The sequence below is a fragment of the Streptomyces sp. NPDC029152 genome, from assembly GCF_055564355.1.
In genome coordinates this window covers 569,203-594,804 of the sequence record NZ_JBVHWR010000002.1, presented here as the reverse complement: position 1 = coordinate 594,804, position 25,602 = coordinate 569,203, and the positions used below count along the sequence as shown (strand labels likewise).

Genomic DNA, 25,602 nt, shown 5'->3' with positions numbered 1-25,602 from the left:
GTGAGGCCGTCGAGGTGTTGGACGGCCTCACGGGTGATGTGGCGGTCGGGTTCGGGGAGCGGTGCAGCAGGTCGGCGTCGAGGTCCTGGCGCTGGAGACAGGCGGCGAGCGTGCCGACCAGGAGGTGGTCGTGGGCGGGGGCGGCGGTCAGGGCGTACAGGAGCAGGCGCTGCCATTGCCTCGTGTGGTGACCGTGCAGGGGCTGCAGGTGCTGGGCGTGGGCGAGGCAGGTGTTGACGCGGCGGCAGGGGGGTGACCAGTGCCAGCAGTTCGGACGGCACGCCGTCGCCGGCCGGGCGCCACGGTGCGGGAGGCGGGCGCGGTCGGCAGGGCGTCACGGATCTGCTGCAGAGCCGTGGCCTGCAGCGGACCGCGGGAGATCTGCGCCGCTGGGGGCGCCTTCGCGGGTGAGGTGAGAACGTGACGGTGCCGTCTTCCGGCGGGCCCCACGGCCCGGCGCCGATCGGGCGGCCGGGGCCGCGGCGGGACGCTGTGAGTGAAGCAGCGCGTCCGGGGCCCGCCTGTCCACGTTGGCCGTGGGCTGACGCGGCACTCGGCCGGGCACCGTCACAACGCAACAGGAAAGGGGCGGCACCACCCCGACAATGACGAACGTTCTGTCCAGGTCACAGAACCGGCCGCTTCCTGGGGACCTGAGCCCTTACAGGGTGGCGGGAGGGACCTTGGGCTCGGAGACGTTCTGCGGCGCGCTCGGCCGGGGAGGGCGGGTGCCCGGCGCAGGACCTGTGCTGGGTCACGGTATGCGCGGTCGGCTTCACCGCGGACTTCGCCCGGTTATGGGGGGTGCGGGCGAAATGCGTCTCCTGCGCGGCCGTCCGCGACACGGACCGGTCGCGCAAGGCGTCGTGCATCCGTTCTCGAGTGCCGTCGGCCATCCGGGGCCGAAGTCACCGCTGGGCCGCGTCCCGCGGGGCGAGACCGTGCGACACCAGCCGCCACGCACGGGCCGTCCCCCGAGGAGGACTCATGGGACGCCTTTGCCTCGCAGGCGCGTGTGACAGCGGTCTTCGCGGACAGCTCGACCGCGAAGACCACCGCCCGTGTCTCGTACCACACAGCCGGTCAGCTGCCCGGTACCTTCCGGATCTCCGCTCCGCCGTTGGGCAGCAGAGCCGACTTCTCCACTTCGACGTCGATCTCCTCGACGTCCGCGCGAACGGCCTTGACCTCCCAGTAGAAACCGTGCGTGTACCCGGCCCCGCCGATCGCCCGGACGGTGAACCTCCCGTCCCGCACCGCCGAGGCGGCCAGCGCGGAGATCTCCTCGTCTCCCTCGAAGCGGGGGGTGAGCTGTACCGTGCGCCCCTCCCGCCGGGTCAACGCCTCGAAGTACTCGGGTAGTTCGACCACGGCCCGGCCGTTCGTCAGGGTGCCCTCGCCCCGGTAGTAGACGCCGTACTCGGGGCCCTCGATCGCCGAGTGCACGAGCGTTCGACCCGCCGGGTCGAGCGGGTGGTCGATGGCGAAGTTCTTTTTCTTGGCGTAGAAGACGCCGTCGCCGAACATTTTGATCGGCCAGTCGTCGCCGCCGCGGCCGCAGTAGATGCCCCCGGTGGCGAACATGTCGAAGGTGACGACGCCGCCGCCGCTCCAGGACGGTACTTGCGAAGGCTCGTGCTGGACCCCGAGGTTGCGCTGCACGTATACCGTGCCGGCCGCGGGGTCTTCGGAGTGCCAGCCCGCCTCGACCCGCACGCCGCCCTGGTTCATCAGGTACAGCCGTTCGGGACCGTCCAGGTGGAGGCGTCCGCGACCGGCCAGGACGTCGCCGAGCACGATGTTGCGCTCGACGTGCAGGTGACCCGCCTCCGGGTCGCCCGCGTGCCAGCCCGCCGTGATGTGCACGCCCTTCTGGTTCAGCAGGTAGAGCCGGTCCGGGCCGTCCACGTGCAGCATGCCCTGGCCACGGATCGCCTTGCCCGCACCGATCACCACGTCCTCACGGGCGGCCAGGGTACGGAGCGTCAGGTCCGCGTAGGGCCGGCCGTCCACGCCGTAGTCCAGACCGGGGAAGTCCTGGCTGCGGTCGGCCAGTTCGAAGCCGTACCCGGCCCGGAACGAGAGCTGCCCGTGCTGGGTGCCCCGGCCCACGAAGCCCAGCCCGGAGACCAACTGGCCGTGCTGGTGGCGTTGCTGGTCGTTGATGCCGCCGAGGTACAGCATGCCGTTGGCGATCCGCAGCCGCTCGACGCCGCCCTGGAGGAAGTCGATGGTGTCCTCGGCGTCGTTGTTCACCCCGATCAGCAGTGAGGCGTGCTCGCCGCCACGCACGTAGTACCGGATGAATGCCTCGTCGCCGCTGCCACCGCCCGGGTCGGGTGGGAACTGGATGCCGGCCTGCCGGTGATTGCCCACGGTGGGGGTGAGGGCACCGGCCTGCACCCGCAGGCCGGAGAGCCGGCGGCTGGTCAGGTCGGTGCGCACCACGCCGCTCTGCCTGGTCACGGTGCCGAGCGGCACGTACCGGGAGTCCGCGGGCAGCGCGGCCACCAGCTCGATCCGGCCCTCCTCGACCAGCCGGGTCTCACCCTTGGCACCTCCCTCGTCGCGGAGTTCGGCGGCGTACTCCTCCCGGTGGATGGTCACCAGGTGGGTTCCGTCTCCCTGCGGCAGCGTCACCCGGACATCCTCGGGCAGCACGATCGCGCTGCCGTCCGCGTCGGTGGCCACCCCGGCGGCCACCGTCAGGTCGCTGCCGGTCGGGGTGAGGTCGAGGCCGCTCACCACTCCGGACGGGACCAGCTGGCGGAGCAGCAACTGTTGCCGGGAGAGCAGGTAGTCCTGCGTCAGGCTGAGGTCCTCGGCCCGCAGGAACATCCGGGTGTAGTAGCGCGAGCGCCGCATCGGCAGCGGAATCCGCTGGTCTTTGTTCCAGTAGATGGTCAACGTTGTCTTCCCCCGTCACGAGTCGTCTTGCGTGCTGTCGGACATGCCGGAGACGGTGTCGAACCTCAGGCCGGCGGCAGCGGCGCCGCCGCCGAGGTGCTTGGCGCGGCCGAGCCACAGGTGCACCGAGCCGTCGTGCCACCGGGCCAGCTGCCACTGCCGGACCACCCGCACCCCCGATCGTCCGACCTCCTCCTCCGGGATCGCCAACTCGGCCAGCCGGTCCGGGTGTTCCGGATCGGGGTGCCATTCCAGCAGTCGGCTATAGCCGGTCACCCGACCGGGAGTGCCGTCGGCTCCGGCCCGTTGCAGCGGCGTGCGGTGCAACCGGATCCGGTCCGGCCGCCCGTCGACGGGCCGAGGAACCAGCGGCACCCAGTGCTCCGGCACCGGGCTCGCCAGGGTGTACCGGTCGGCCGGCACTCCGGACCCGGTGGCGCGCGGTGCGGATTCCGGGGCGATGGCGGCCGAGCGTTCCCGGCTCACCGGGCGGCCGGTGGCGCCGGTCACCGTCCGCTCCACCGCCCACCCCAGGTTGGCCAGTTCGTCCCGGAGCAGCCGGACCTCCTCCACCGGGTCGGAGTGCAGCGTGTTGCCGTTGGTCGGCGGCAGCACCAGCAGATCGGTATCCGGCGCCTCGCCGGTGCGAGTGGACGGACGGAACAGCGACCAGCCCCGGCCGCCCGGCGCGGCCGGCACCAGGGTCTGCACCCCGAAGGTGTCGGTCACCACCAGCGAGCGGATCCGGGTCACCGAGCCGAGCGGCAGGTCGAGCGGTACCAGGAAGTGGTCGTTGGCGTAGACCGTTCCGTACTCCAGCAGCACCATTCGGGCCAGGTCGGCCGTCCGTGCGCCGACCGCGCCGAGGTTGACGTCGCCGTCCTCCAATTCCCAGAACCGCGTGGACGGCATCCCCGGGTAGCCGGCCGGAGTCGGCAGTACGGTGCGCACCACCCGCTCGACGACCGGCTCGGCGTGCAGGGTACGGCCGGGGTCGTGGTCCAAGTGGTACCAGTCCAGCCGGTCGCCGTCGTACTCGGCGGCGCCCAGCACCACTTCGCAGTCGGGGTGCGCGGCGGCCACCGCGAACCGGTACTCCATCCGGTCCGGTTGCCAGGCCGGGCCCTCCAGCCCGGGGACACTGACCAGGGGGAGCGCCTCGGGCGACGGCCAGGGCAGTCGTTGCTCCCGCTCGCCGGACAACGGTTCGAGCACCCCCGGCAGTTGGAGCAGGTACCCGGGGGCCGGGTCGTTCGGCCGGGCCGGTACGCCGAGCCAGTCCAGCCAGGCGGCGACGGCCGCCTGCACCGGCCCGATCAGGGCGTCCGGCACCCCGACCTCGACCACCAGCCGGTCGGCCGCGCAGGCTGCCAGCAGCGGGCGGCCGTCCGGCACCCGGCCGGCCATGATCCGAAGGTAGCCGGTGGTCGACTCGTCCGCCGGCTCCGGTGCGGTGTCCGGGAGCGGATAGCGGGTCAGCACCTTTGGTCGCAGCGCCGCGGCGCCGTGCTCGGTGAGCAGCCGGAGGAACTGCTGACCGGTCTCGGCCGACCAGCGCAGTTCCACCGCCTGGTCGGCCGGCTCGCGTTCGACCACGGCCTCCAGCGGGGCGCCGGTCTCCAGCTCGACCGAGGGACGCCCGTCGGCGCCGCTGCGGTAGCGGGTGAACCGGGCCGCCTCGGCGTCGACCCGGGCCAGCACCGGCGAGCCGGCGTCCTCGCCCTGGAACTCGCCGAACTGCCACTGCCGGGCCAGCAGCCAGAGCGGATCGGCGATGCGGGCCTCGGTGGCCGGGCTGAGGTCGGCGCTCCGGGTGCGCGGCTCCAGCCTGGTCCAGGTGGTGACGGCGGGCTCCGCCGCTCCGGGCTGAGGGGTGGTCACGGCGTCCTCCCGGTGGGCCCGGACGCGGCCGCGTCGGGGGTGAAGTCGGTGGTCAGCGCGCGCTCCTCGGGGTGCACGCTGACCGGGAAGTACAGCGCGGGCAGGAACTGGCCCACCTCGCCGAGCGAGTCCAGGTCCACGGCGCGGGCCCTGACCAGGTCGAAGGCCTCCTCGATGGTCTGGGCCAGCCGGTCGGCCCGCCACTTCGGCGTGCCGTCGGCTGAGACCGCGAGCAGCACCGCCTGCGGCGCGGCGGCGGCCGGGGCGTTGTGCTCGAAGGCCAGCCCCGTCTGCTTCCGGGCGGCGGGCACCACCTCGGTCCACTCGTCCACCAGCAGCCCGCAGACGGGCTTGCCGAGGTCGAGTTCGCCGCAGCCGACCACCAGCAGGGAGAGCGTCTCCCCTTCGGTGGGCGGGTGCTCGGCCGCCCACAGGTCCCCCTGCTCGTACGGAAGCTGAGCCGCCCTGACGGAGAGCGGCAGCTTGACCACGCCGCCCGGCTCCAGTGCCCCGGCGTAGCTCAGCACCTCCTGGAGCCGGGCCAGCGCGGGCCGAACCCGGGCGTACCGCGTCAGCCAGCGCCGCCCGGCGTGCGCGTTGCCGCCCTGCAGTGCGGTGCTCGCGGCCAGCGCGCTGGTCAGCCCGGCGGCCCGGGGCGCCCAGGCGCGCGGCAGCACCGGCAGGTCGTCGCCGAACAGCGCGTGCAGCCGGTCGAGCTGGAACTCCTGGCGGCGGGCGGCGGGCTGCGCCGGGTCGTCGAAGTCGGCCGCCGCGCAGCGGCAGTCGGCGCCGCCGGTGCACACCCCGCCGGGCCGGAACTCCCGGGCCAACCGGCAGTGTTCGGCCAGCCTCCGATCCAGCTCCAGCTTGGCCACCGCTGCCACCTCGCCGACCGGCCCGGCCGGTTCCGGCACCGCGCCGAGCACGCCGAATCCGGCGGCGGTACGCAGTCGAGCACGCAGCTCGGTCTCGGTTCCGGTGGCCAGCCCTGCGGCCGTGCTCTTCATCAACTGCCAGGCCTCGGTGGCCTGCTGAACGGTGTACGGGTCGAAGTCCGGCTGCGCGGTACTGTCCAGCGCGTCCAGGTCGGCGGCGGTCACCGGCCGGGCCTGGGCGAGCAGGTCCCGGACGGCCCCGGCGGCCTGGAGGAACTCGCCGACCGAGACCTTCTCGGCCGCCCAGTCCGGATCACCGTCGAAGTCCAGTTCCAGTACCGTGTTCTCCGGCTGGGGCCCGGCACGGAGCCTGATCCGGCGCTCCAGCTCCCCGTCGGCGGCGCCGAGCGGGCGGGGCGGTCCGATCACGTGGTCGATCACCGATGCTTGCAGATGGTCGAGGCTCACCTCCCGGTAGGGGCCGGGTTCTCCGTCCGCCGGGCGCTGCCGCTGGCGCCAGAACACCCGGTTGGCCGGCGGCAGCAGGGTGGCGGCCAGCGCGTCGGCGGCCGGAGTACCGATCAGCCGGGGCTGCTCGTCCCGGGCGGCCGGCCAGTCCCTGCGCAGCGCGTCGAACCGGCTGTCGTGGTTGACCAGCAGCAGCACCCGGTGGGTGACGGCGGTGCCGGTGTCCTCGGTCCGGACGAACTGGAGCTCGGGCGCGTTTCCGGCTCCCGCCGCCGCGTTCACGGCGGCGGCGGCCCGGGTCGGGTTGCCGGCCGCCAGTTGGTGCACGCCCTCGGCCAGCAGCGCGTCGCCGACCGCGTCCACCGCGTCGGCCAGAGCGGCGAGCACCGACTCGACGGCCGTCCGGTCCGCTGCCGGGAGGGAATCGAGTACGGCGGCCAGACCGCCCGCGCGGCGGAGGCGGTGCAGTTCCAGGCCGTCGGCCACCGCCTCGCTCTCCACCACCGGCACGGGGGTCGCCCCTGGGTCCACCCGGTGGGCCAGCACCGGGGCCAACCGGCGGAACACCGGCAGGTACTGGTCCAGCACCCGGGTGGGGTGCTCGTGCAGGCCGCGCTCGAAACGTCGCCCGAGCAGCAGGCCGAGCGGCTGTCCGGCGCGCACCCCGTCGAGCAGTTCCTCGGCCAGTCGGACCCGGCGGGAGGAGAGGTCCACCGCCAGCGGGTTGTCGTGGCCGCCGCCGTGCGAGCGCCAGGCGCTGCGCAGTACCGAGGCGGTGGTGGCCTGGCCGAGCGAGGGGGCGTGCACATGGCCGCTCTGCTCGGGCGCCGGGTGGACCGGGCCCGCCACGCCCTCGGGCGGGGTGGTCAGCGGGTTGCGGGACGGAGCCGGGCGCAGGTCGTGCAGCCAGCCGTAACCGCCCACGTGCACCCCGTCCGGCAGCGCGGCCGGGCGTGCCTGACGGCGAAGCTCCAGCCGGCGGGTCGCCAGTGAGGTGACCCAGGCGTCCAGCCGGTGCCCGGCCAAGCCCAGCGTCCCGGCCACGTGCCGCTCCAGCTCGGCCACCGGGCGTGGGTCCTCGTCCGCGTAGTCCCGGTGCAGGGTGGTGAGCGCGGCGCGGAACTCGGCCAGTTCGGCGGTCACCCGGGCGTGCCGGGCATCGGTGCCCGGCTCCGCGACGTACTCTCCGGCGGTCCGGCCGGTGCCGGGCACGGGCAGTACCAGGCGGCGGCGCAGGGTCGGCGTGGTCCGGCCGGGGAAGACGTCGACCAGTTCCGGGTCGGGCAGCTCGGCCGCGCCCGGCAGCACGCCCTCGGGGGTCGCCAGGTTCCCGGCGGCAGCCGAGTGTTCGGCGATCAACGCGGCCCGCAGCAGCCGGTGCAGCAGCGGCAGCCGTCCCTCTTCCGGGGTCCGGTCGGCCCGCAGCCCGGGGGCGGCGAGCGCGGCCAGGTAGGAGAGGTCCTCCCCGACCAGCGGAGTGTCCAGCCGGAACGAGCCACCCGCATAGGTGGCCAGCGACAGCCTCGGATCGGCAGCCCCGGTGAGACCGAGCCGGGCCAGCAGCTGCCGGGCCGGGTCGAGCAGCCGGGCCCGCCAGTCGCCGTCCGGGTAGGAGCCGGTGAACCGCCAGAGCCAGCTGACGTACTCGTTACCGAGCACGCTGCGGGCCCGCACCTCGCGGACCCGGGCGTCGGTGGCCAGGATCTCCAGCATCAGCCGGTCCGGATCGGCCGCGCCGGGGTGCACCCGCCGCACCGGGGAGCGCAGCCAGCTCTCGGTCAGGCCCGTCAGCACCCGGACGGCGGCCGCCTCCTGGTCGTCCGCGGCCTGCCAGCCGTGCAGCGCGGCCACCGGCACCAGTCCGTAGGGCTGGCTGCCGACCCGGAGCACGGGCAGCGGACCCTCGGGGTGGACGTACCGCACGAAATGGTCCAGCAGTCCACGCTGCTTCGGGAGCTGCTCCAACGGCAGCAGGTGCTTGAACAGGTAGCCCAGACTGGCCGGCCAGAGCGCCCGGCGGACGGGGCGGCCGAGGGCGCGGTCGGCCTGTTCGCCGTGCGCCGCCCGGCCGAGCGCGTTGGGCGCCCCGGCACGGGCCGGGCGGCCGCGGACAGCGCTCAGCGCGTCGTCCGGCCGCTGGCCGAGCGTCAGGCCGAGCGCGTTCGCGGTGAGCGCGGCGGCGGTCTCGGTGTCCGGGGCCGGGGCGCTCTGCTCGGCGGTGACCCGGGCGGCGAGCAGCTCCGTCCGGGAGCCCGGGCGGTGGCCGGAGGAGACCGTCTCCGTGTTGTTGGTCGGGGTGTCGGGCGGCAGGAATCCCAGGCCCTCGGTGGCAGCGTGCGCTTCCAGCAGCTCGTTCAGCCGGACGGCGGTGGCCTCGGGGGCGGCGGTCTCGTCCACGCCGAAGACCAGCAGCAGCGCCACGTCCTCCGGCACACCGGGACGGCCGGCCTGCTCCGGGACGGTGAGGGTGAGCGCCATCCCGGCCGCCTCGGCGGCGGTGAAGTCGACCAGCCAGCGCATCCCCGCGTCCACCGGCGGGCCGTCGCCGGTCGGCACTGTGGGGGCTGACGGGTCCGGTCCGAGGAGCAGTTGGCCGTTCAGCTGCCGCGACGTGCCGTACAGCGGCTTCCCTCCGGCGGTCCGGCCGACGGCGTGCCAGCGGGTCGGCAGCGCGCGGGCCACCGGCGGCCTGGTCCACCGGCCCGGCCGGTCCTTCGGCTTCGGAAACGGGACGTCGGAAGTGTCCGGCTCCATCACCCGGGCGACCCAGCCGGCGCGGGTCACCCCGTGCAGCCGGATCAGGTCCTCCCAGGCCGCCTCCTGCTGCTCCGCCCCGGAGCCGGCCGCGCCGCAGCGCTCCCAGTATCTGCGGCCGGAGTCCTCTTCCTCGCTGGTCAGTTCTGGTTCATGGCTGTCCACGTGTAGCTGGTCGGGGTAGATCCGCACCCGCAGCCGGGTGCCAAAGAAGCGGGTCTCCAGCCGGACCGGGAGCAGCGCCACCGGGTACCAGGTGGACAGGTCCCACTCGGTCCGCGGGACCGCCTCGGAGAGCGGTGTGGTCATCGGTTTGCCTCCGGTGCGGGCAGGGTCTCGGGGAGCAGGGTGCTCGCGTGGCGGGCGATCAGGACGGGGCGCTGGAGTGTGACCCGGGCCATGTCGGCCGCGTTGCGGCCGTACTCGGCGCCGTCCAGCCGCAGTCCCGCACCGCTGTGGTCGGGGTTGCGGCCGAGGCCGGGGGCGTACGGGGAGAGGTGCCGGGTGTCTCCGGTCACGTGGCCCCAGTGCAGGTCGTCCCAGTGCCGGCCGCGAAACGGCGCGGGGCTCCAGTCGGCGGGCGGAAGGTCCAGGCCGAACCGGGGTGCGGTGGGCTGTTCGCGGAGCACGAAGAAGTACCCCGCGTCGCCCGCCGTGCGGGTGGCCGCGCCCCGGGCCACCGGGGCGGTGAGCGGGAAGCCGAACAGCAGCACGTCCGGGTCGATCCGGCCGCTGAAGATCGGCGGCAGGTCGGGGCCGGCCGGGTCCCGGGTGGTCTCGCCGGTCCAGGCGGCCTGGCGCATGGTCACCACGGTGGCCGGGTAGCGCCGCAGCACCTCGCCTCGGACCACCAGGATCAGCGCATCCTCGCCGGGCGCGCCGACCGAGGTGAGGTGGCTGCCGAGCGGGCCGTTGCGCCATGCGTCGTCCTCGAACGGCGGCAGGTCGGTGAGCGGCCCGCCTGCCGAGCGGGCGTCCCGGACGTCCCAGAACTGGCGGAACCAGGTCTGCCGGGGATCGGTCGGGAACTCCCGCCAGAGCAGTTCCCGGCTCACCTCGTGGTTCAGTCCGACCATGAACGCCTCGATGAACTTCGCGTTGGCTGCCAGTGCGGTCATGGTTTCCGGTTCGACCGCGGGCAGGCCTGGTGCCACGTGCTCGGGTGACAGCCCGCGCAGCAGCTGGTAGGCGGGCAGTTCGAAGGCGAGCCCGGCGAGCAGGCGGCGCAGGCTGTCACCGGTGGCGGGCAGCGCTTCGGCCAGTGGACGGCCGCCCACTCGGAGGCCGGTCAGCACCCGGGCGGGAACCGCCCGTTCCGGGTCCAGCCGGGCGCGCAGCCGGTCGGCCTCGCCGGCCACCGGCACCGGGTCCTGCACGTCCCGCTGCAAGGCGCCGGACACCGAGAGCAGGTGACCCTGGTGCGGGGCGGCCGCCTTGGCGAAGTTGGTGACGGTCAGCTCACGCAACTGCGCGAGGTCGGCCCTGAGTCCGGCCACGGACAGTCCGGCGCCCAGCACGGTGGCGCCGGGGGCGACGGTGTGCAGCGGGTGGGGCTCGCTCCAGCGGGCCACCCCGCCGGAGCCGGTGTTCTCCGCCGCCAGGTCGAAGCCGATCCGCAGCACGGCGGCGCCGTCGATGATCCTGTAGGCCACCAGGTCGGGGGCGTTGGTGCCGGTCAGGTCGGTGACGGCCAGCCCGGTCGCGTCGCTCGGCCCGGCCATCCGCTCCATGGTGTACGGGCCGTGCCAGGCTCCGGTGACCAGGCCGCGCCGGTTGACGCCCCGTCCGACGCCGTACCGGGAGACCCAGCCGTCGGCGTCCCGTCCGTCCACCAGCACCACCAGGTGCGGGGCGCGTTCCGGGCCCATCGCCACCACGTCGACACCGACGCCGGAGATCTCGGAGAAGGTCCACGGGGTGGGGACGGAGTCGGTCCACCCCTGGGTGGCCCGGCCGTCGGCGGCCAGACTCCAGCCGATCCGGTAGTGCACCCGGTTCCGTCCCGGGTCGGTGCCGGAGACTCCGTAGGCGAAGATCAGTTCCGGCGACCCGTCGCCGTCCAGGTCGGCCAGTGTCAGGTCGGCGCCGCGCACGTCGGGGTGGAGCGGGTCGGGCAGCTGGTACGGGCCGAGCCAGCCGCCGGTGGGCAGCCCGTCGTCGTCCAGTGCCCGGCCGATCCGGTACTCGGCCAGGCAGGGGGCGCCCGGTGCGCTCCGGCGGACGGTCAGTACGACCAGGTCCGGGCGGGCACCGCCGGTGACGTGGCCGACCGCGACGCCGAGCGCGCGAGCCCGGTGGTCCAGGGTGAGCACCTCGGTCTGCGCGCCGAGCCCCCGGCCGGGGCGGCCCTCCAGGTCCGGGTCGTGCGCGGCGCCGAGCCGCAGCCGGCTGCGGCCCTGGCCGTCCTGGTCGACCAGCTGGGCGGTGAGGAAGGAGGAGAACAGGCCGAGGCTCGGCCCGAGGTCGGGGCGGGACACCGCTGGGGCGTCCCGTGGGCCGCTGCCGCGCGGGTCCACCGGCAGGCCGTGGTCCCGCCAGGCGTTGCCGACCCGGGAGGTCAGCCGCCCGTCGGCGGTGACCATGAAGGTTTCCTGGCCGGAGCGCAGATCGCCGATCACCGGGCCGATCCGGCGCGGGGCCAGGCCGTCGGGGTGCGCCCAGCGGGCGGGGTCCCAGCTCCACCGTTGCACGGTGTTGCCGTTCGGCAGGTCCTCGTCCCACTGGCCGAGCACCGCCACCTCCAGCTGCCCGGTGGGCGAGGCGACCAGTACGTGCACGCCGGGTGAGCCCTCCTGGAACCACTCCATGCTCTGCCGGCCGACCGAGACCACCTTGCGGTCCGGCAGCGGGCGGCCGTGGTCGACCGAGGAGTACCCCGCCTGGCGGGCCAGGCCGCCGCCCGGGGTGAGGTAGAAGAACCGGCCGTCCAGGTGCAGCGCGGAGGGCGAGCCGTCGATGCCCGGCACCGACTCGGTGAGGAACCAGCTCGCGGCGGCGTACGGGTCGGGGCGGTGGCAGACGAACAGCCGGTTGCCGGTGGTGGCCACCAGCACCTCCTGTGCCGAGAGCGCACGGGGGGACGCGTACAGTCGCTCGTACTGGCCGAGTTGGGCGGGGCGGCCGAGGTTGCGCCAGCTGCGGGCAGCGGTGTCGTAGAGGTGCAGGTTGCCGTCGCCGCCGAGCAGGTGGATGCTGCCGCCCAGGGCGGTCGGACGGCTGGCCGCGCCGCCGGGCGGCGCGCCGCAGTCCCGCCAGACCCAGCGGTCACCGTCCCAGCCGCGTTCCCAGAGCCGGTTGGTGTCGGTCCGTACGTAGACCCGGCCGGGCTCCACCGCGGCGCCCGAGGTGATCACCCGGCTCCCGGCGTCCGGCCGGCCGTGGTCCCGCCAGCTCCAGCCCTCGGCGAGCTTCCGGCGCTCGAACAGCCGCCCGTCCTTGGACCGGACGAAGAACCGGTCACCTCCGAGCAGGTCCCCGCCCGCCCCGGCTACGGTCGTCACCGGCTCCTCCGCCGCGGCAGGGGCGTTCCGCGGCGCGTCTGCTGCGCCCGACAGCGCCTCCTCGGCCGCGCCGCCGGTGGGTCCGGCCGCCGGGTGAGTCTGCGGTGTGCTGACGCCGCCCGCCGTCGGCGAGGCCCCGCTCGCCGGGCCTCCCTCTCCCCCACCGGCCCGCACCGCGGCACCCGCTGATCGGTCCGCCGTCTGTGCGAAGCCCTCCGTCAGCCCGCCGAGGCGGCCCGGCTTGTAGCTGTCCAGCGGCTCCTTCGAGATCACGCCGAAGGCGGCGCCGCCCGCGGGGAGCTTCGCGTCCGGGACGGCGCTGTTGCCGTCCGCCAGCCAGCCGAGCGGGTCGGCGGTCGGCGGGGCGTCCAGGCGACGGGCCAGCGGTCCCCGGGCGCGGAGGAGCCGGCGCATCGCGGTGGAGGTGGCAGCCGCCACCCCCTCGTTGCCGGCCGGATCGGGGCCGGGCGCCGGATCCGCGTCCCGGACCGGCCGGGTGAGCGCCAGCAGTTCCCCATCGGTGAACGCCCGCCCCGGCTGCGCCGCGTCGATCCGCTTGCCGTAGAGCGCGGCCGAGGCGTCCCGGCCCAGCTGCCCCTCGGCCAGCTTCCGGTTGATGTCGATCAGTTCGGCGGCCCGTTGCCAGGCGGCGGCCGCCAGCTCCTCCTGGTGCCGCTGCACCACCTCGGTGCCGAGCGCGGCGGCGGCACGGTAGCGCGGGTCGAGGTTCAGTTCACGCAGCCACTGCGGCGGTGTGTCCGCTGCCGGGAGCCGGACCTCCCCGGCGTGCGTTCCGCCGTACACCGGCGGGGTGAGCCACTCCTGGTGGTGGCTCAGCAGCCCTTCCAGCACCGTCTGCCAGCGCACCCGTTGCTCCGCCGCCCACGGGGTGCGGACCAGTGCCGGTGAGGCGAGCGCCCCCTCGAAGCCGAGCACCGAGACGCCGTCCTGCCCGGGGGCTGCGTCCGGCAGGCCACTCCCCGCCCCGTTCAGATCCACCCGGTGCAGTCCGACGCCGGCGGGCAGCACCCGTCCGCGTAGCCGCCGCACCAAGGTCTCGAAGTCCCCGTCCGGCCCGGTGGCGAACCGCCAGTGGTGCAGCACCGGCAGCGTCACCTCCGTCGGCCCGCCGTCCCGCTCGTCGCCCCATGCCGGGGTCAACGAGCCCTCCTCCCGAGCGGGCCTGCCCAGCCCGGCCCGGCAGCCCGCGTCGAAGGCGGGCACCACGGCGGCCAGGTAGCGCCGCCCGGGCAGCAGCCTGCGCGGGCAGACCAGCCGGGAGAGGGTGCGCTCGGGATGTTCGGCGAGCACCTTCGCCGGGTCCTCGTCGTCGTCCTCCAGCAGCAGCTGGGCATGCGCCCACGCCCAGGACTCGGCCAGGTCCGGCAGTTCGGCCACCGGCGCGGTGAGCCGGGGCAGCGCGTCCGGCGGGGTGGTGAGATCCACGCCTAAGGTGTTCTCCTGGAGCACCACCAGGACCAGCCAGGGGCGCAGCGCGCCGCTTCTCGGCTCCGGCCGGGCGGGGGTGAACTGCCAGGGCAGCTCGGGCGCGTCGAAGTCGATCGAGGCGAAGAGCGAGGACTCGGCGTTCTCGGTGTCCGGAGCCGGGAAGCAACGGATCACCTGTCGCTGGTCCAGCGCGGTGACGTCACCCGGGCCGAGCACCACCGCGTCCGCGTGCGCGGTCACCGACTCGGTGCCGTCCGCATCGCCCCCACCGGCCGTCAGTTCGACGGTCAGCCCCACCTCACCGCGTTGCGTCGGCAGTTCACCCCGCAACGGGTCCTCGTTCGCCAGCGCGCGCACCACGCCGTCGCGCACCCACGGCAGAAATCTCAACCCGGCCATACTCGACTCCCCCAGTCCCCGTGCCTCGCCTGATCACCGCACCCGCTGCGAACCGTCCACCCGGCACCGCGCGGACGCGCCGCACTGCGGCTTCCTCGTGACCCGTCGGCCGTTCCCCTCGTCGGCCGCGGAGCCGCACCTGCCGGATGGTCAGTCCCGGGTCAGTTCCAGCCCGGCGCCGCCGAACAGCGCCGCACCGCTCGTTCTGGTCGCCGCCTCGGCGGCCGGTCCGGTTCCGGCGAAGCCGACCAGCAGCCGCCCGGCACCCGCCGCGCCCGCCCCGGCCGCCGCGGGCCGCAGTGGGCGGGGCGGCGCCGTGACGTCGTCCACGATCCACGCGTCGTACGCGTCGTCACCGTCCAGGTCGGCGGCCACCGTGAGTCCGGTGGCGGGCAGGTCGGAGCCGTCCGGCAGACCGAGCCGGCGGCCGGTCTCCTGCCACTGGTAGCCGGGCTGCTCCAGCAGTTCGGCCGGCTCCAGGTCGCGGAACTGCCCCGGCGCGAACCGGTCCAGGATCGGATCCCCGACCGTCCCGTCCAGGCCGTTGCCCAGTGTGAAGGACCGGACGTCGAACCGGTTCGGCCCCGACACCCTCGCCGCGCCCAGGCGTTCGACCGGGACGCCCAGCGGCAGCACGTTCTGCCGCAGGCCCAGCAGTGTGCCGGGCCGCAACACCAGTCGCCCGGGCAGCTCTGGCGAGCGCAGTACCACCGGTTCCGTTCCCCCGCCGCCGGTGGTCTCCCACGCGTCCGGGCGGGCCAGTGCCAGCCGCAGCTGCTCCACCGCGCGCACCGGCTCCCGCTCGGGCGGCGCGGCCTGCCCGGGCTTGCGGGTGTCGAAGGACTTGCTGATGCTCAGGAACAGCAGCTTGAGTTTGACGTGCCCCCAGAAGCCCCACGGCTGCGGACCGCTGACCCCGATCAGCAGGTCCACCCCGAGCAGGGTCTTGCCGAACACGGAGAGGGTGACCTTCGCACCCAGCTCCGCGGTGAACCAGAACGGGTCGAACCGCATCAGCGCGTCCAGCTGGGCGTGGCCCTCAAGGGTGATCTTCCAGAACTTGATGCTCAGGTCGATCGCGCCGCCGAACTGCATGCTGTTGCTGGTGACCGCGAGGTAGGCGCTGATCCGCCCGGTGCCGTTCAGTGCGATCGCCAGCCGCCGCAGCTCGGGGAAACCGGCAGGGGGTTGGAACCCGGGGTGGAAGCCGCCGAGGGAGAGGGCGAAGGTGCCGTCGCCGTGCCAGCGTAGCCGCAGCGCCAGGTCGCCGGTGATCTGGCGGCCGAGCAGCTTGGAGTCGACCAGGCTGCCGTCGAGCGAGAGTTCGCCCCGGTCGAAGTCGATGACTCCGACCGTGTCCAGCCGCAGCCGACCGGCCTGCCTGAGGTCGAGCACCAGCTGTCCCAGCACCAGGACGCGAATCGGCTCGGGGAGCTCGATCAGCACCGCGAGCTTGGCGGTGAGCAGCCGGCCGAGCATCTCGAGCCGGACCATCACCCCGAGCACGGTGCCGGTGGTGTCCGGCGGGAACATCCGGCCGAGCGTGTCGATCACCGCCGGGGCGTTGGCGACCGGGTCGGCGGGGAAGAGCAGCGCGTCCAGCGCACCGGTCCGGGTGGCCTTGCGGACTTCCTCCACGTCGGTGCGCCGGTTGTGGCCGATCACCAGACCGAGGCCGTTCACGAAGACGCCCCAGCCGAGTGCGATGCCCGGAGTCCACTCGTAGGTGCCGGAGACCAGCAACGAGAAGGTTCCGTCACCGTCCGTCTCGCGCAGCGGACTGCCGTCCGTCGCCCTGGTGTTGAGGACCGCCACGCCCTGGAGCCGCCAGGCCGACAGGCCGCCCGCCCCGGTCAGGCCGAGCTGGAAGACCCCGGCGTACTGCCCCTTCTCCCGGTCGAGGAGCAGGTGGCCGCCGCCGTCCACCGGCCCGGCCTTGACGTCGAGCCCGGCGCCGAGCGGCGGCACCAGGTCGAGATCGGCGTCCAGCCCGAACAGCAGCCCGCCGTCCGGGGCGGGGGTGACGGCCAGCGCGGCGCCGGCCTCCTGCACGGTCACGGCCACCGGGCCGAGCCTCGCGGCAAGGTCCACCGTGGCGGCGAGCCTGAGGCCGTCGCCGTCGGCGGTGCCGCGCAGGGTCAGCGCGGTGACCCGCACCGGGCCGAGGTCCAGGTGCAGCGGGAAGGTCTTCTCCAGCCGCCCGGAGCCGCGCAGGGTCAGGCCCGTCCGGCTCGACCAGATCAGCTCCACGTCGCTCTCGGCCTCGATCGACCTGCCCCCGGCCACCGACGCCAGCAGTCCGTCCAGCGCCGACAGGTCGAGCACCAGCCGCAGCTTGCGCACGGCGACGCTGACGGCGACCTCGTCCACCGAGGTACCCGCGGTGGTCACGGTGGCAGCCACCCGGGCCCCGCCCAGCGTCACCCCGGCGCTCGCAGGATCGCCCAGCACCTTGACCGGCCCGCGCGGTCGCCAGTCCAGCGCGAGTCCGAAGCCGCCGGCGACCTCGCCGCCGTCGGCGCGCGGTACGATCCCGTCCGGGCGCAGCACCACGCCGAGCGCCCCGGTGGTGTCCACTCCGCCGGTGAGCTGCACCTCGACCGTCTCACCGGGGTGGAGCACCGCCTGCGCCGCCCCGGCGGCGTACGGGCCGAACAGCAGCCCGCCCGGCGCGGGCGGCACCGGCAGCAGGACCAGCCCGGCCTCGCCGTAGGCCGCCGCGTCCCCGTCAGCCGCCTGCACGGCGGCCAACGGCACCCGCAGCAACAGCGGGGGCGGTTCCGGTAACGGGTCCGTCGGCGTGCCGAAGTAATGCTGGTAGAGGCCGAGTTCGGGTGTGGAGCGGACGGCGGGCAGGCCGAAGGCGTGCACCGTGTCCTGAACGGCGCGCAGCAGTTTGTCGGCGTCCAGCTGCCCGCCCCAGCCGTAGGCGCGGTGCGCCAGCTCGGACGGGTCGGTGACCAGCAACACGAGCCGGTCCCAGTGCACCTCGGTGCTCCAGGCGCCCTCGGTCCGGTACCGGCTCGGCGCCACCCGCTGCCGGGTGATCACTCCGGTGAGCAGCAGCAGCGCGAACAGCGGTGGCTTCTCCCGGCGGAGCCGGTCGGTGAGCAGGTAACCGGGCAGTTCGGTGGCGAGCGAGGTCCAGAACGCACCCTGGTTCAGCGGTGCGGGCAGTCCGGTGCCGTCGGTGGTGCTCAGTCCTTTGACGGCCGTGACCACTTCGCGGACCTGCCGGACCAGCGCCGCCCAGTCGCCACCGCCGCCGATGAACGCACCGAACGCCTCGGTGGCCTCCTTGGCCTGTCCGGCCACGGCGCGCACCGAGCCGAGCGAGTCGGTGGCGGGCGGCGTCTCGGGCGGTGCCCAGCCGAGGTCGGTCAGCAGTACTCGCAGCGCCGCCTCGTCGCTGCCTGCCGCGATCAGCGGCTCCAGCGTGTCCAGTACCGCCCCGACCAGATCCTGTGCGAACGCCTGTATCCCCACACGCCCTCTCCCCCCGAGATATTGCGTCACGCGATGCGCACAATAGGTCCACATCTTCGCCGCATTGGTCATACTGTCTCGCTACTCGTTCTTTCCACAAGAGACCGCGTAGTTGACTTACCGTCAGACGGGGGACTGACCGATGGCACGCTCCGACGACTTCTTCCTGTCACCCACCGCCACAGGCGACGATCAGGAATTCCGAGCCGACAAGCGCGCGCGCAGCACCGTGCAGCCGATCATTGACGGAGTGGCGACCTTCCAGGCGATGGAACGCTCCATCGCCGAGGCCACCGACACCGTCCACCTGTCGCTGTGGATCTTCAATCCCGGCACCCCGCTCCAGGCCCGGGCCGAGGTGAACCAAATCCTGGCCGGGCGGAAGGTGAAGCGTCAGGTCGGCACCTGGGGCGAGTTGCTCGCCACCGTGGCCGGACTGGGCGTTCAGGTTCGCATCCTGCTGAACGACTTCGACGCCGTGCTGGCCAACCCGAACCACGCCAACAACTGGCGCGCCTGCCAGAAGCTCAACGCGCTCGACGCCCGCTGGGGCGGGGGCAACCTGCAGACCGTGGTCAGCATGCACGACGCCCGTAGCTCGCTCGGCGGGTCCGTGCTGGCGAGCCGGGCCGCCGCCATGCTCCCCCGACTGAACAAGGGCGGCTGGGGAACCGCTCGCACCCGGGTTGCCGAGATGCCGGGCCTGTGGCCCTACCTGACGGTGGCTTCGAGCGGTGACCGATGGGCACTGAAGACCAGCCCGGACTGGCGACTGCACCCCGCCGCCCACCACCAGAAACTCTGCGTGGTGGACCGCACCACCGGCTTCTGCGGAGGACTGGACGTCAACACCGGCCGTCTGGCCACCCCTTCGCACCTCGGTCGGCTCTGGCACGACATCCAGGTCAAGGTGGACGGCGCGGTCGCCGCCGATCTGGACCGCAATTTCCTCGGCCGCTGGAACACCGAGGCCCCGCTCTTCAACATCGTGGCCGGCACCGCCGGGCCGGGCGGCCTGGCCAACCCCGCCCGTCCGGTGACAGCAGCCGTCCCGGTGCCCGGCACCGCTGTGCCCCCCGGGTCCGGCACGGCCACCGCCCAGCTCTGGCGCACCCTCTCCACCGATTCCACCTTCAGCCCGGTGCCCAGCGTGCTCCGGTCCGACATCCGGGACGGCTTCCGGAAGGCCATCGGCCAGGCCAACCAGTACGTCTACATCGAGAACCAGTACGTCCGCTCCCCCGAGTTGGCCGACTGGCTGGTCGCACGCAGGAGCGCCAAGCCCCAGCTCAAGCTGATCATCGTGCTCCCGGTGGCCCCCGAGGAGGTGGCCGGCACCATCGACCCGGTGACCGACCACGGTCTCTTCCTCCAGCACCAGGTCCTGACCGGGCTGCGCACCGCCTTCGGGGCGGATCTCGGCCTGTACTCGATGGTGGCCCGCGCCGCCTCGGCCGGGAAGCACGCCACCAACAGCGCCGGCAGCGCGCAGATCTACGTGCACAGCAAGGCGATGCTGGTGGACGACGAGTGGGCCACCGTCGGCTCCGCCAACGCCAACCCACGCAGTTTCCAGGTCGACACCGAAGCCAACATCGCCTGGTACGACCCGGCCGCGGTGCGAGCCTTCCGGCTCACCCTTTGGTCCGAGCTGCTCGGCGCCTCCGCCAAGACCCTGGCCGGCTGGGCTCCGGCCGACTTCGTCACCCGATGGCAGGCGATCGCCGCCGCCAACGCCGCGAAGAAAGGTGCGGCGGCCGGCACCCGGCAGGGCTTCATCGTCCCGCACGACCCGGCCCGGTTCCCCGGCCACGAGCAGAACCAGATCCCGGACGCCTTCGTGGAGGCCTTCGATCCGACCGACCCGGAGCCGGAGTACGTGGTCTGAGCCCGGCACTGCCGGAAGGATCCCGAACGGGCCCGACCGCTCCGGCCGGGCCCGCCACCACCTCGAGGTGAGCGACCCGCCCGGGCCTGCCGCGGGTGCGGGTCCGGGCTCCGTCTTCGGAGATCATCACATAATGGGCCGTGGTGCGGTGGCAGGGCGCCATGAACCACGGATCATGAGCGGACGCCGCTTGCCCCTCTGATACCGCGGGCTGCCACAGGACGCTCCCGGCCGTCTTCGTCACGCCGGGCCGGCACCACGACAGCATTTGCGCCCGCGCCCTGCTCGAGCGTGTCCGCGTTCCTCGCGCCGGCCGGGCCACGGGCCTTGCCCCGGAATCTTGGACACGGGCTATGCGGCTTGGGGCAGGGTGGTTGATGTTGTGTCGAGTGCTGTCTCGTAGGTGAGGGGACTGCGTTGTCCGAGGCGGGAGTGACGGCGTCGGGTGTTGTAGCGGTGCGGCCGGCGGAACGCGTCGAGGCGGAGCTCGTGCTCGCTGGACCAGCGCTTTCGACCCTGGAGCGGCTCGCGTTTGAACGTCGTGTCGAAGGACTCGGCGAGTGCGTTGTCGGCCGAGCTGCCGATCGCGCTCATGGACTGACGGACGCCGGCCTGGCGGCAGGCGTCGGCGAAGGCCCGGCTGGTGTATTGGGTGAGTTCAATCGGTCGATGCAACAGCCGCCGCACCATACCCGTCACCCTTTGGGAGGTGTGGGTCACCGTCGTGGCCACCATTTGCTGCGCTACTCCGTCGAGCACCAGCCACACGACGGGTGTCACCAGCGCGGTGACCTCTCCGATTCCGAACCCCAGCGGCTCGCGACGCCCGTCCCTGTGGCCTAGTCGCCGTGTCACCGTGGCGTCGTCGAAGCGGTGAAACCCCTCCACAAGCGGCAGTTCTTCCGGCGCGACGGACGCCACTACCGAGCGCACCAGATCCCGCACCGGGTACAACGGAACGTCGCTGGGACTGTCGGTTCCGGATTCCACTCGTCCCCCAGACATCCTGCACCTTCCCGGCCCGCGCAGGACCGGCCTCACAGGATTTACTGTGGCACGGGAGTGACGACGCCACAGAGCTTTCGGGGACGAGGAGCGATGCAGTCAGGACGCCCGCGCCGTTACATTGGAACCTCGAAGTCCGAACAGGACCAGGTCACATCCCCCTCCGTGACCGCACCGCCCCGGCCCAGCCCCCGGCACGGGGGCGGACGCATGTCCGAGCCCCGCACCGCGGCTACGGTGCTCGCATGAGCCAAGGGCGCCCCGCCCACCGGCCTCACGCTCAGCGAGGCCGGCAGACGGCGACTGGTCACGCTGCTGCGGCCGAAGGCCCCGCGGATGGCCGAGCGGCTGGTCGAGGAGATTTTCGCCGCCCTGGACGAGCAGACCGTGACGGTCCCTGGCACCGAGGCGGCCGCGTTGATCGCTTCCGAGCCTGCCCGGATCCCTGGCTGCTGTCCTTGACCAGCGGAAACTTCTGGTCGGGCGGATCGAGGAACTCCTGGAGAACCACCCTCGGCTCGCCGGGTCAGCTCGTCGCGCACGATTTCGTCTCCGTCCCGGGGTTCGGTCTCCCCCGGCATGCCGGGCTTACGCAGCGGCTAGAACTCATCGGCGCGGGCCGCGATGCGCTGCGCCTCTCGGACGGCGGCCTCCGTTCGGCGGCGGTTGCGGCTTCGGCGGCGAGCTCGGCCTGGACGACGTCGTCGGTGCCCAGGTCGTGGACGGTGCCCGCCGCGGCGGCGAGCAGCTGCCGCGGCGCTCCCACTTCTCGAGTTCCGCCCGGCCGCGGGGTCGTCGGCCAGGTCCTCGTGCCGGGAGTCCGGCCGGGCGAAAACCGGTGTGGTCAGCCCCAGATGGACAGGCGGCTGGCGTACGGCGTGACGTCACAGAAGTAGCTGACCGTCAGGCCGCGCGCCACGTAGTCCTTGCCGGCCGCGTCGCAGGCGGCGGCGGTCGGGTACATGCCGACGTAGACGAGGCCGGCGGCCTGGGCGGACGGGGCGAGCAGCAGGGCGGCCGCGGCCAGCAGTCCGGTCAAGCTCAGGGTCGAGATCGCTTTGCGCATGGGTGTGGTGCTGCCTTCCTGTTCCGGGGGCGAGCGTGCGGGCGTTCCGGTCGTGATGGTCCCGGCGCTTGGTGAGCAGCTTCCCCTACGGCGGCCCGGAGGGCAATGGTCCAGACCAAATCAGTCCTCAAGGGGCCCCGCCATGGCACCGGCGTCCATGCCCTGGCCTGGCGGCGTACGACGCGACGGCCGATGCGAGCCGGGTCGGCCGGCTCGCGGGGCGCGGCAGCGCGCGGCGCCCGGACGGCACCGCTGTCGGCGACGGCCCGACAGGAGCTCGGCGGCCTCCTCTGCCCGGGCGACGACACCCCCGTGGGCGGGACGCCGCTTTTCCGCCGGCCGAGGCATCCGCGAGGCCATGAACCGGAGCCGGCCGAAGGTGTCGTAGCGGCCCAGCAGGAGCGTCGACGGCGCGGTCACCCGGCCCGTCACGGCGGCGACCACGGCCTCCGCGCTGGCGCGGGCCCACGGGTGGAGTGTCGGTAGTCGAGAGTTGCAGTATTCGCCCGCAGGGTGAGCAGCCCCGCAATCGCCCCGGTCACCTCAGCGATGACGAGGCGTACGGCTCTCTCCGTGTCAGGCGCTGTCTGCGAAGACGCCGGATCAAGCACACGATCCCGGGGCCGAGGGACCATAGGGCGAGCACAGCGGTCGTCGGCACCTCGCAGGCCGCGGCACACCCGTGGAGTTGACCTTGCCGCCCTCGTAGGTGCCGTCCTCCTTCTCACCGCCGGTGTGCACCTTGACGTGGATGTGGCAGGTGCGCGGTTCCGGGTGTAGCCGGAGTAGACGCCGGACGCGTCGCAGTGCCAGATCTCGACGGCGGAGTTGCGGAGGGGCTTGCAGGTCGCGCTGTCCACGGCGCGCAGTACGAGGAGGAGCGGGATCCCTGCGCGGTCCTCGACCAGGTTCTCCCGGAAGAGTTCGTAGTCGATGTAGTAGGGGCCCTCGATCTGCTCCGTGGTCAGCGACATGCAGGCGCTGGACGCGGAGGCAGCCGCCTTCACCGAATCGAGAGTGCCGGCGCCGGCGGTGCTCCGGTCGGCGGCTCTCGCGACAGCGCCCGTCCCACTGAGGGCAACAGCACCGGCCGCACCGCCCAGGACCAGCATGCGGCGGCGGGACACGAGCCGGGAGACGAGAGCGTTGTCTGGTTCTTCGGGAGAAGTTCTGGACACGTCCATGACAGACCCTTCTGGGCTGTGGGTTTCATGTGGATCGACCGCCCTTGAAGCGCCGGCCTCTGGACGGTGGCGGTCTGGGCGAAGCCCACCACGGCCGGAAGCGACGTTCAGGTCGTTCGCTGCTGGCCCGGGGTGAACTCGGAGTCACTGCGCGACTGGGTACGGGCGGTCGGGGCGAGGCGTTGCCCGGTCCCTCACCCGGGGAGGGGGCGCGGGACCGGGACGGTTCGTGCCTGCTCAGCCGGTCGTCAGGGCGGTGTCGTCCACGATGAAGTTGGTGGCGAGGTAGGCGTCCTCGACGCCGGTGAACTTCAGGGTCACCGTCTGGCCCGCCAGCGAGGACAGGTCGAGGGACTTCTTGCTGTAGCCGGAGGCCGCGTTGGCGTTCGAGTACGTCGCGAGGGTCTTCGAGCCGGCGGTCACCGTCAGCTTGTCGTAGGCGGTGCTGCCGATCTCCGCGGTGTCGATGTGCAGGTAGAAGGTCAGGGTCGCCTTGCAGCCCGCGGGGATCGTCACCGACTGGGACAGCGTGTCGGTGTGCGCGGAGCCCCAGCCGTTGAGCCAGGCCGTCCAGGAGCCGCTGTGGGCCGGCTCACGGGTGTCGTTGTTGATGACGCCGCTGTTGGTCCAGCCGGTGTCGCCCGACTCGAAGCCCGGGTTGGCCAGCAGCTGGGCCGAGGTGCAGCCACCACTGCCACCGCCGCTGGTGCTGACGGTCCAGGAGAAGGAGGCGGTACCGGTCGCGCCGGTGGAGTCCTTCACCGTGACGGTGGTGCTGTAGGTCCCGGCCGTGGTGGGCGTGCCGGTGATCACGCCGGTGGAGCTGTTGATGGACAGGCCGGTGGGCAGGCCGGAGGCGCTGTAGGTCAGGGAGCCGCTGTTGGTGCTGGACGCCTGGACCTGGAGGCTGACGGCGGTGCCCACGGTGGAGGACTGGCTACCCGGGTTGGTGACCGTCACGCCGCTGCTCGGCGGGGTGATGTGGCTGCCGACGTTGATGCCCGCGAAGGCGTTGCCGACCGCCGCGTACTGGGCGGAGTTGGTGCCGTACAGCGCGGCCGCGGCGTTGAGGGCCGCGGTGCGGGCGCCGGCGTAGTTGGTGCTGGACGTCATGTACGTCGTCAGCGCCTTGTACCAGATCTTCAGCGCGGCGTCGCGGCCGATGCCGGTGACTGCGACGCCGTCGGAGGTCGGGCTGTTGTAGGTCACGCCGTTGATGGTCTTGGTGCCGCTGCCCTCGGAGAGCAGGTAGAACATGTGGTTGGCCGGGCCCGAGGAGTAGTGGACGTCGAGGTTGCCGAGGGAGGAGGACCAGGAGTCCGCGGAGTTGCCGTCCTTGCTGGGCTTGTCCATGTAGCGCAGCGGGGTGCCGTTGCCGTTGATGTCGATCTTCTCGCCGACGAGGTAGTCACCGGGGTCGGAGCTGTTGTTGGCGTAGAACTCCACGCCGGTGCTGAAGATGTCCGAGGTCGCCTCGTTGAGACCGCCGGACTCACCGCTGTAGTTCAGGCCCGCGGTGTTGGAGGTGACGCCGTGGGTCATCTCGTGGCCGGCGATGTCCAGCGAGGTCAGCGGGGTGCTGTTCTGGGCGCCGTCGCCGTAGGTCATGCAGAAGCAGCTGTCGTCCCAGTACGCGTTGGCGTAGGCGTTGCCGTAGTGCACGCGGGAGTAGGCGGCGACGCCGTCGTTCTTGATGCCGCTGCGGCCGAAGGTGTCCTTGTAGAAGTCCCAGGTCTCCTGCGCGCCGTAGGCGGCGTCCGCGGCGGCGGTGGCGGCGGTGGAGTTGGTGCCGTCGCCCCAGGTGTCGCTGCTCTGCGAGAACAGGGTGCCGGTGCCGGAGGTGGCGTGGTTGAGGTTGTACGTCTTGTGGCCGCCGCGCGTGGCGTCGGTCAGGGTGTACGACGAGCCCGACTTGGTCGAGGTCAGCGAGACCTGGCCGCTGTAACGGGTGTTGCCGACGCCGGCCTCGATGCCCTGGTACTGGTACAGCTCCTTGCCGGTGGTGGCATCGGTGATGACGTGCAGCCTGCTGGGCGTGCCGTCGTCCTGGAAGCCGCCGATCACGGTCTCCCAGGCCAGCGTCGGGGTGCCGTCGCCGGCCCAGATCACCTTGCGTGCGCTGTTCGTCGAGGGCTTGGCGGCGTCCAGGGCCTTGGCGGCCTTCAGAGCCTTGCCCTCCGCGGCGGCCTTGGTGAAGGTCGCGGTGGTGGAGGACACCGCGATCTTGCGCTTGTTGTTGTACGTGGTGCTCACGGTCCCCTTGGCCCGCGAGGCGGGCGGGGTGTGCACGACGAGGTCGCCTCCCAGGACGGGCAAACCGTCGTAGGTACGCTCGTAGCGCGTGTGCAGCGTTCCGTCGGCGTCCTTGACGACGTCCCTGACGACCAGCTTCTCCTTCGCGCCGAGGCCAAGGGTGCGCGCGGTGCTGGTCGTCTTGTCCTGGACGCTCTGGATCAGGGCCTTGTGCTGGGCCGGGCTGAGCTCGGCCTCCAGGGAGCCGGTGCGCAGGGGGCTGAGGTGGTGCGCGGCGGGGGCGGAACTGCCCTCGGCGGCCGCAGCGGCGGTGCTCGCGAGAGTGCCCGCGAGGCCCGCCGTCAGTGCGAGCGCCGCAAGGACCGCCGTGTGTCTGGTGGGGTGCACGTCTGCTCCACTTCCGTAACGGGGAGTCAGTGGGGATGCGCCTGAGTATGAGCGTGGGCATGGCAAAAAGGGGACCTCCCATCGGGCATAAGACCGGTGT

General features: G+C 73.1%; 10 protein-coding genes and 2 pseudogenes. 4 read left to right on the top strand and 8 right to left on the bottom strand.

All coding sequences use genetic code 11. From position 1 onward, the window contains the following. Window positions 1–61: 61 nt before the first annotated feature. Entirely contained in the window at window positions 62–256 is a 195-nt protein-coding gene (locus ACZ4V6_RS06530) for a hypothetical protein (protein WP_467823065.1), read from the top strand. An 827-nt stretch (window positions 257–1,083) separates the two neighbouring features. Here ACZ4V6_RS06530 and ACZ4V6_RS06525 read toward each other — a convergent pair. The 5 genes from ACZ4V6_RS06525 to ACZ4V6_RS06505 all read right to left on the bottom strand — a co-directional run bounded on the left by ACZ4V6_RS06525 (window position 1,084) and on the right by ACZ4V6_RS06505 (window position 17,719). Beyond that, on the bottom strand, window positions 1,084–2,907 hold the full coding sequence (locus ACZ4V6_RS06525) for a hypothetical protein (RefSeq protein ID WP_467823063.1): 1,824 nt from the start codon (window positions 2,905–2,907) through the stop codon (window positions 1,084–1,086). Window positions 2,908–2,922: 15 nt separating this feature from the next. Next, a complete protein-coding gene (locus ACZ4V6_RS06520; protein WP_467823061.1) occupies window positions 2,923–4,788 on the bottom strand; it encodes a hypothetical protein in 1,866 nt (621 codons plus the stop codon). Continuing rightward, on the bottom strand, window positions 4,785–9,194 hold the full coding sequence (locus ACZ4V6_RS06515; RefSeq protein ID WP_467823058.1) for a hypothetical protein: 4,410 nt from the start codon (window positions 9,192–9,194) through the stop codon (window positions 4,785–4,787). The genes ACZ4V6_RS06520 and ACZ4V6_RS06515 overlap by 4 nt, the downstream gene beginning before the upstream one ends. Next, window positions 9,191–14,224, bottom strand: a complete 5,034-nt coding sequence (locus ACZ4V6_RS06510) for a hypothetical protein (RefSeq protein ID WP_467823055.1) — start codon at window positions 14,222–14,224, stop codon at window positions 9,191–9,193. The genes ACZ4V6_RS06515 and ACZ4V6_RS06510 overlap by 4 nt, the downstream gene beginning before the upstream one ends. 159 nt (window positions 14,225–14,383) lie before the next feature. Beyond that, on the bottom strand, window positions 14,384–17,719 hold the full coding sequence (locus ACZ4V6_RS06505) for a DUF6603 domain-containing protein (protein WP_467823053.1): 3,336 nt from the start codon (window positions 17,717–17,719) through the stop codon (window positions 14,384–14,386). 142 nt (window positions 17,720–17,861) lie between these two features. Between ACZ4V6_RS06505 and ACZ4V6_RS06500 the strand changes: the two genes are divergently transcribed. Next, complete coding sequence (locus ACZ4V6_RS06500) at window positions 17,862–19,607, top strand: phospholipase D-like domain-containing protein (RefSeq protein WP_467823051.1); 1,746 nt, start codon at window positions 17,862–17,864, stop codon at window positions 19,605–19,607. A 351-nt stretch (window positions 19,608–19,958) separates the two neighbouring features. Here ACZ4V6_RS06500 and ACZ4V6_RS06495 read toward each other — a convergent pair whose 3' ends face one another. Beyond that, window positions 19,959–20,597, bottom strand: coding sequence for an integrase core domain-containing protein (locus ACZ4V6_RS06495; RefSeq protein WP_467823048.1), 639 nt, complete (start codon window positions 20,595–20,597; stop codon window positions 19,959–19,961). Between the two features lie 294 nt (window positions 20,598–20,891). On the opposite strand from ACZ4V6_RS06495, the pseudogene ACZ4V6_RS06490 reads away from it, so the two are divergent. Continuing rightward, window positions 20,892–21,126, top strand: a pseudogene (locus ACZ4V6_RS06490) (IS110 family transposase); the annotation flags it as partial. A 330-nt stretch (window positions 21,127–21,456) separates the two neighbouring features. Here the strand turns inward: ACZ4V6_RS06490 and ACZ4V6_RS06485 are convergent. Continuing rightward, window positions 21,457–21,678, bottom strand: coding sequence for a hypothetical protein (locus ACZ4V6_RS06485; protein WP_467823045.1), 222 nt, complete (start codon window positions 21,676–21,678; stop codon window positions 21,457–21,459). Between the two features lie 503 nt (window positions 21,679–22,181). Between ACZ4V6_RS06485 and ACZ4V6_RS06480 the strand changes: the two are divergent. Continuing rightward, window positions 22,182–22,322: pseudogene (locus ACZ4V6_RS06480) on the top strand (IS5/IS1182 family transposase); the annotation flags it as partial. A 777-nt stretch (window positions 22,323–23,099) separates the two neighbouring features. On the opposite strand, the gene ACZ4V6_RS06475 reads toward ACZ4V6_RS06480, so the two are convergent. Then, window positions 23,100–25,502 (bottom strand): M4 family metallopeptidase, encoded by a 2,403-nt coding sequence (locus tag ACZ4V6_RS06475; protein ID WP_467823044.1) that lies wholly within the window; start codon window positions 25,500–25,502, stop codon window positions 23,100–23,102. Window positions 25,503–25,602: the final 100 nt, after the last annotated feature.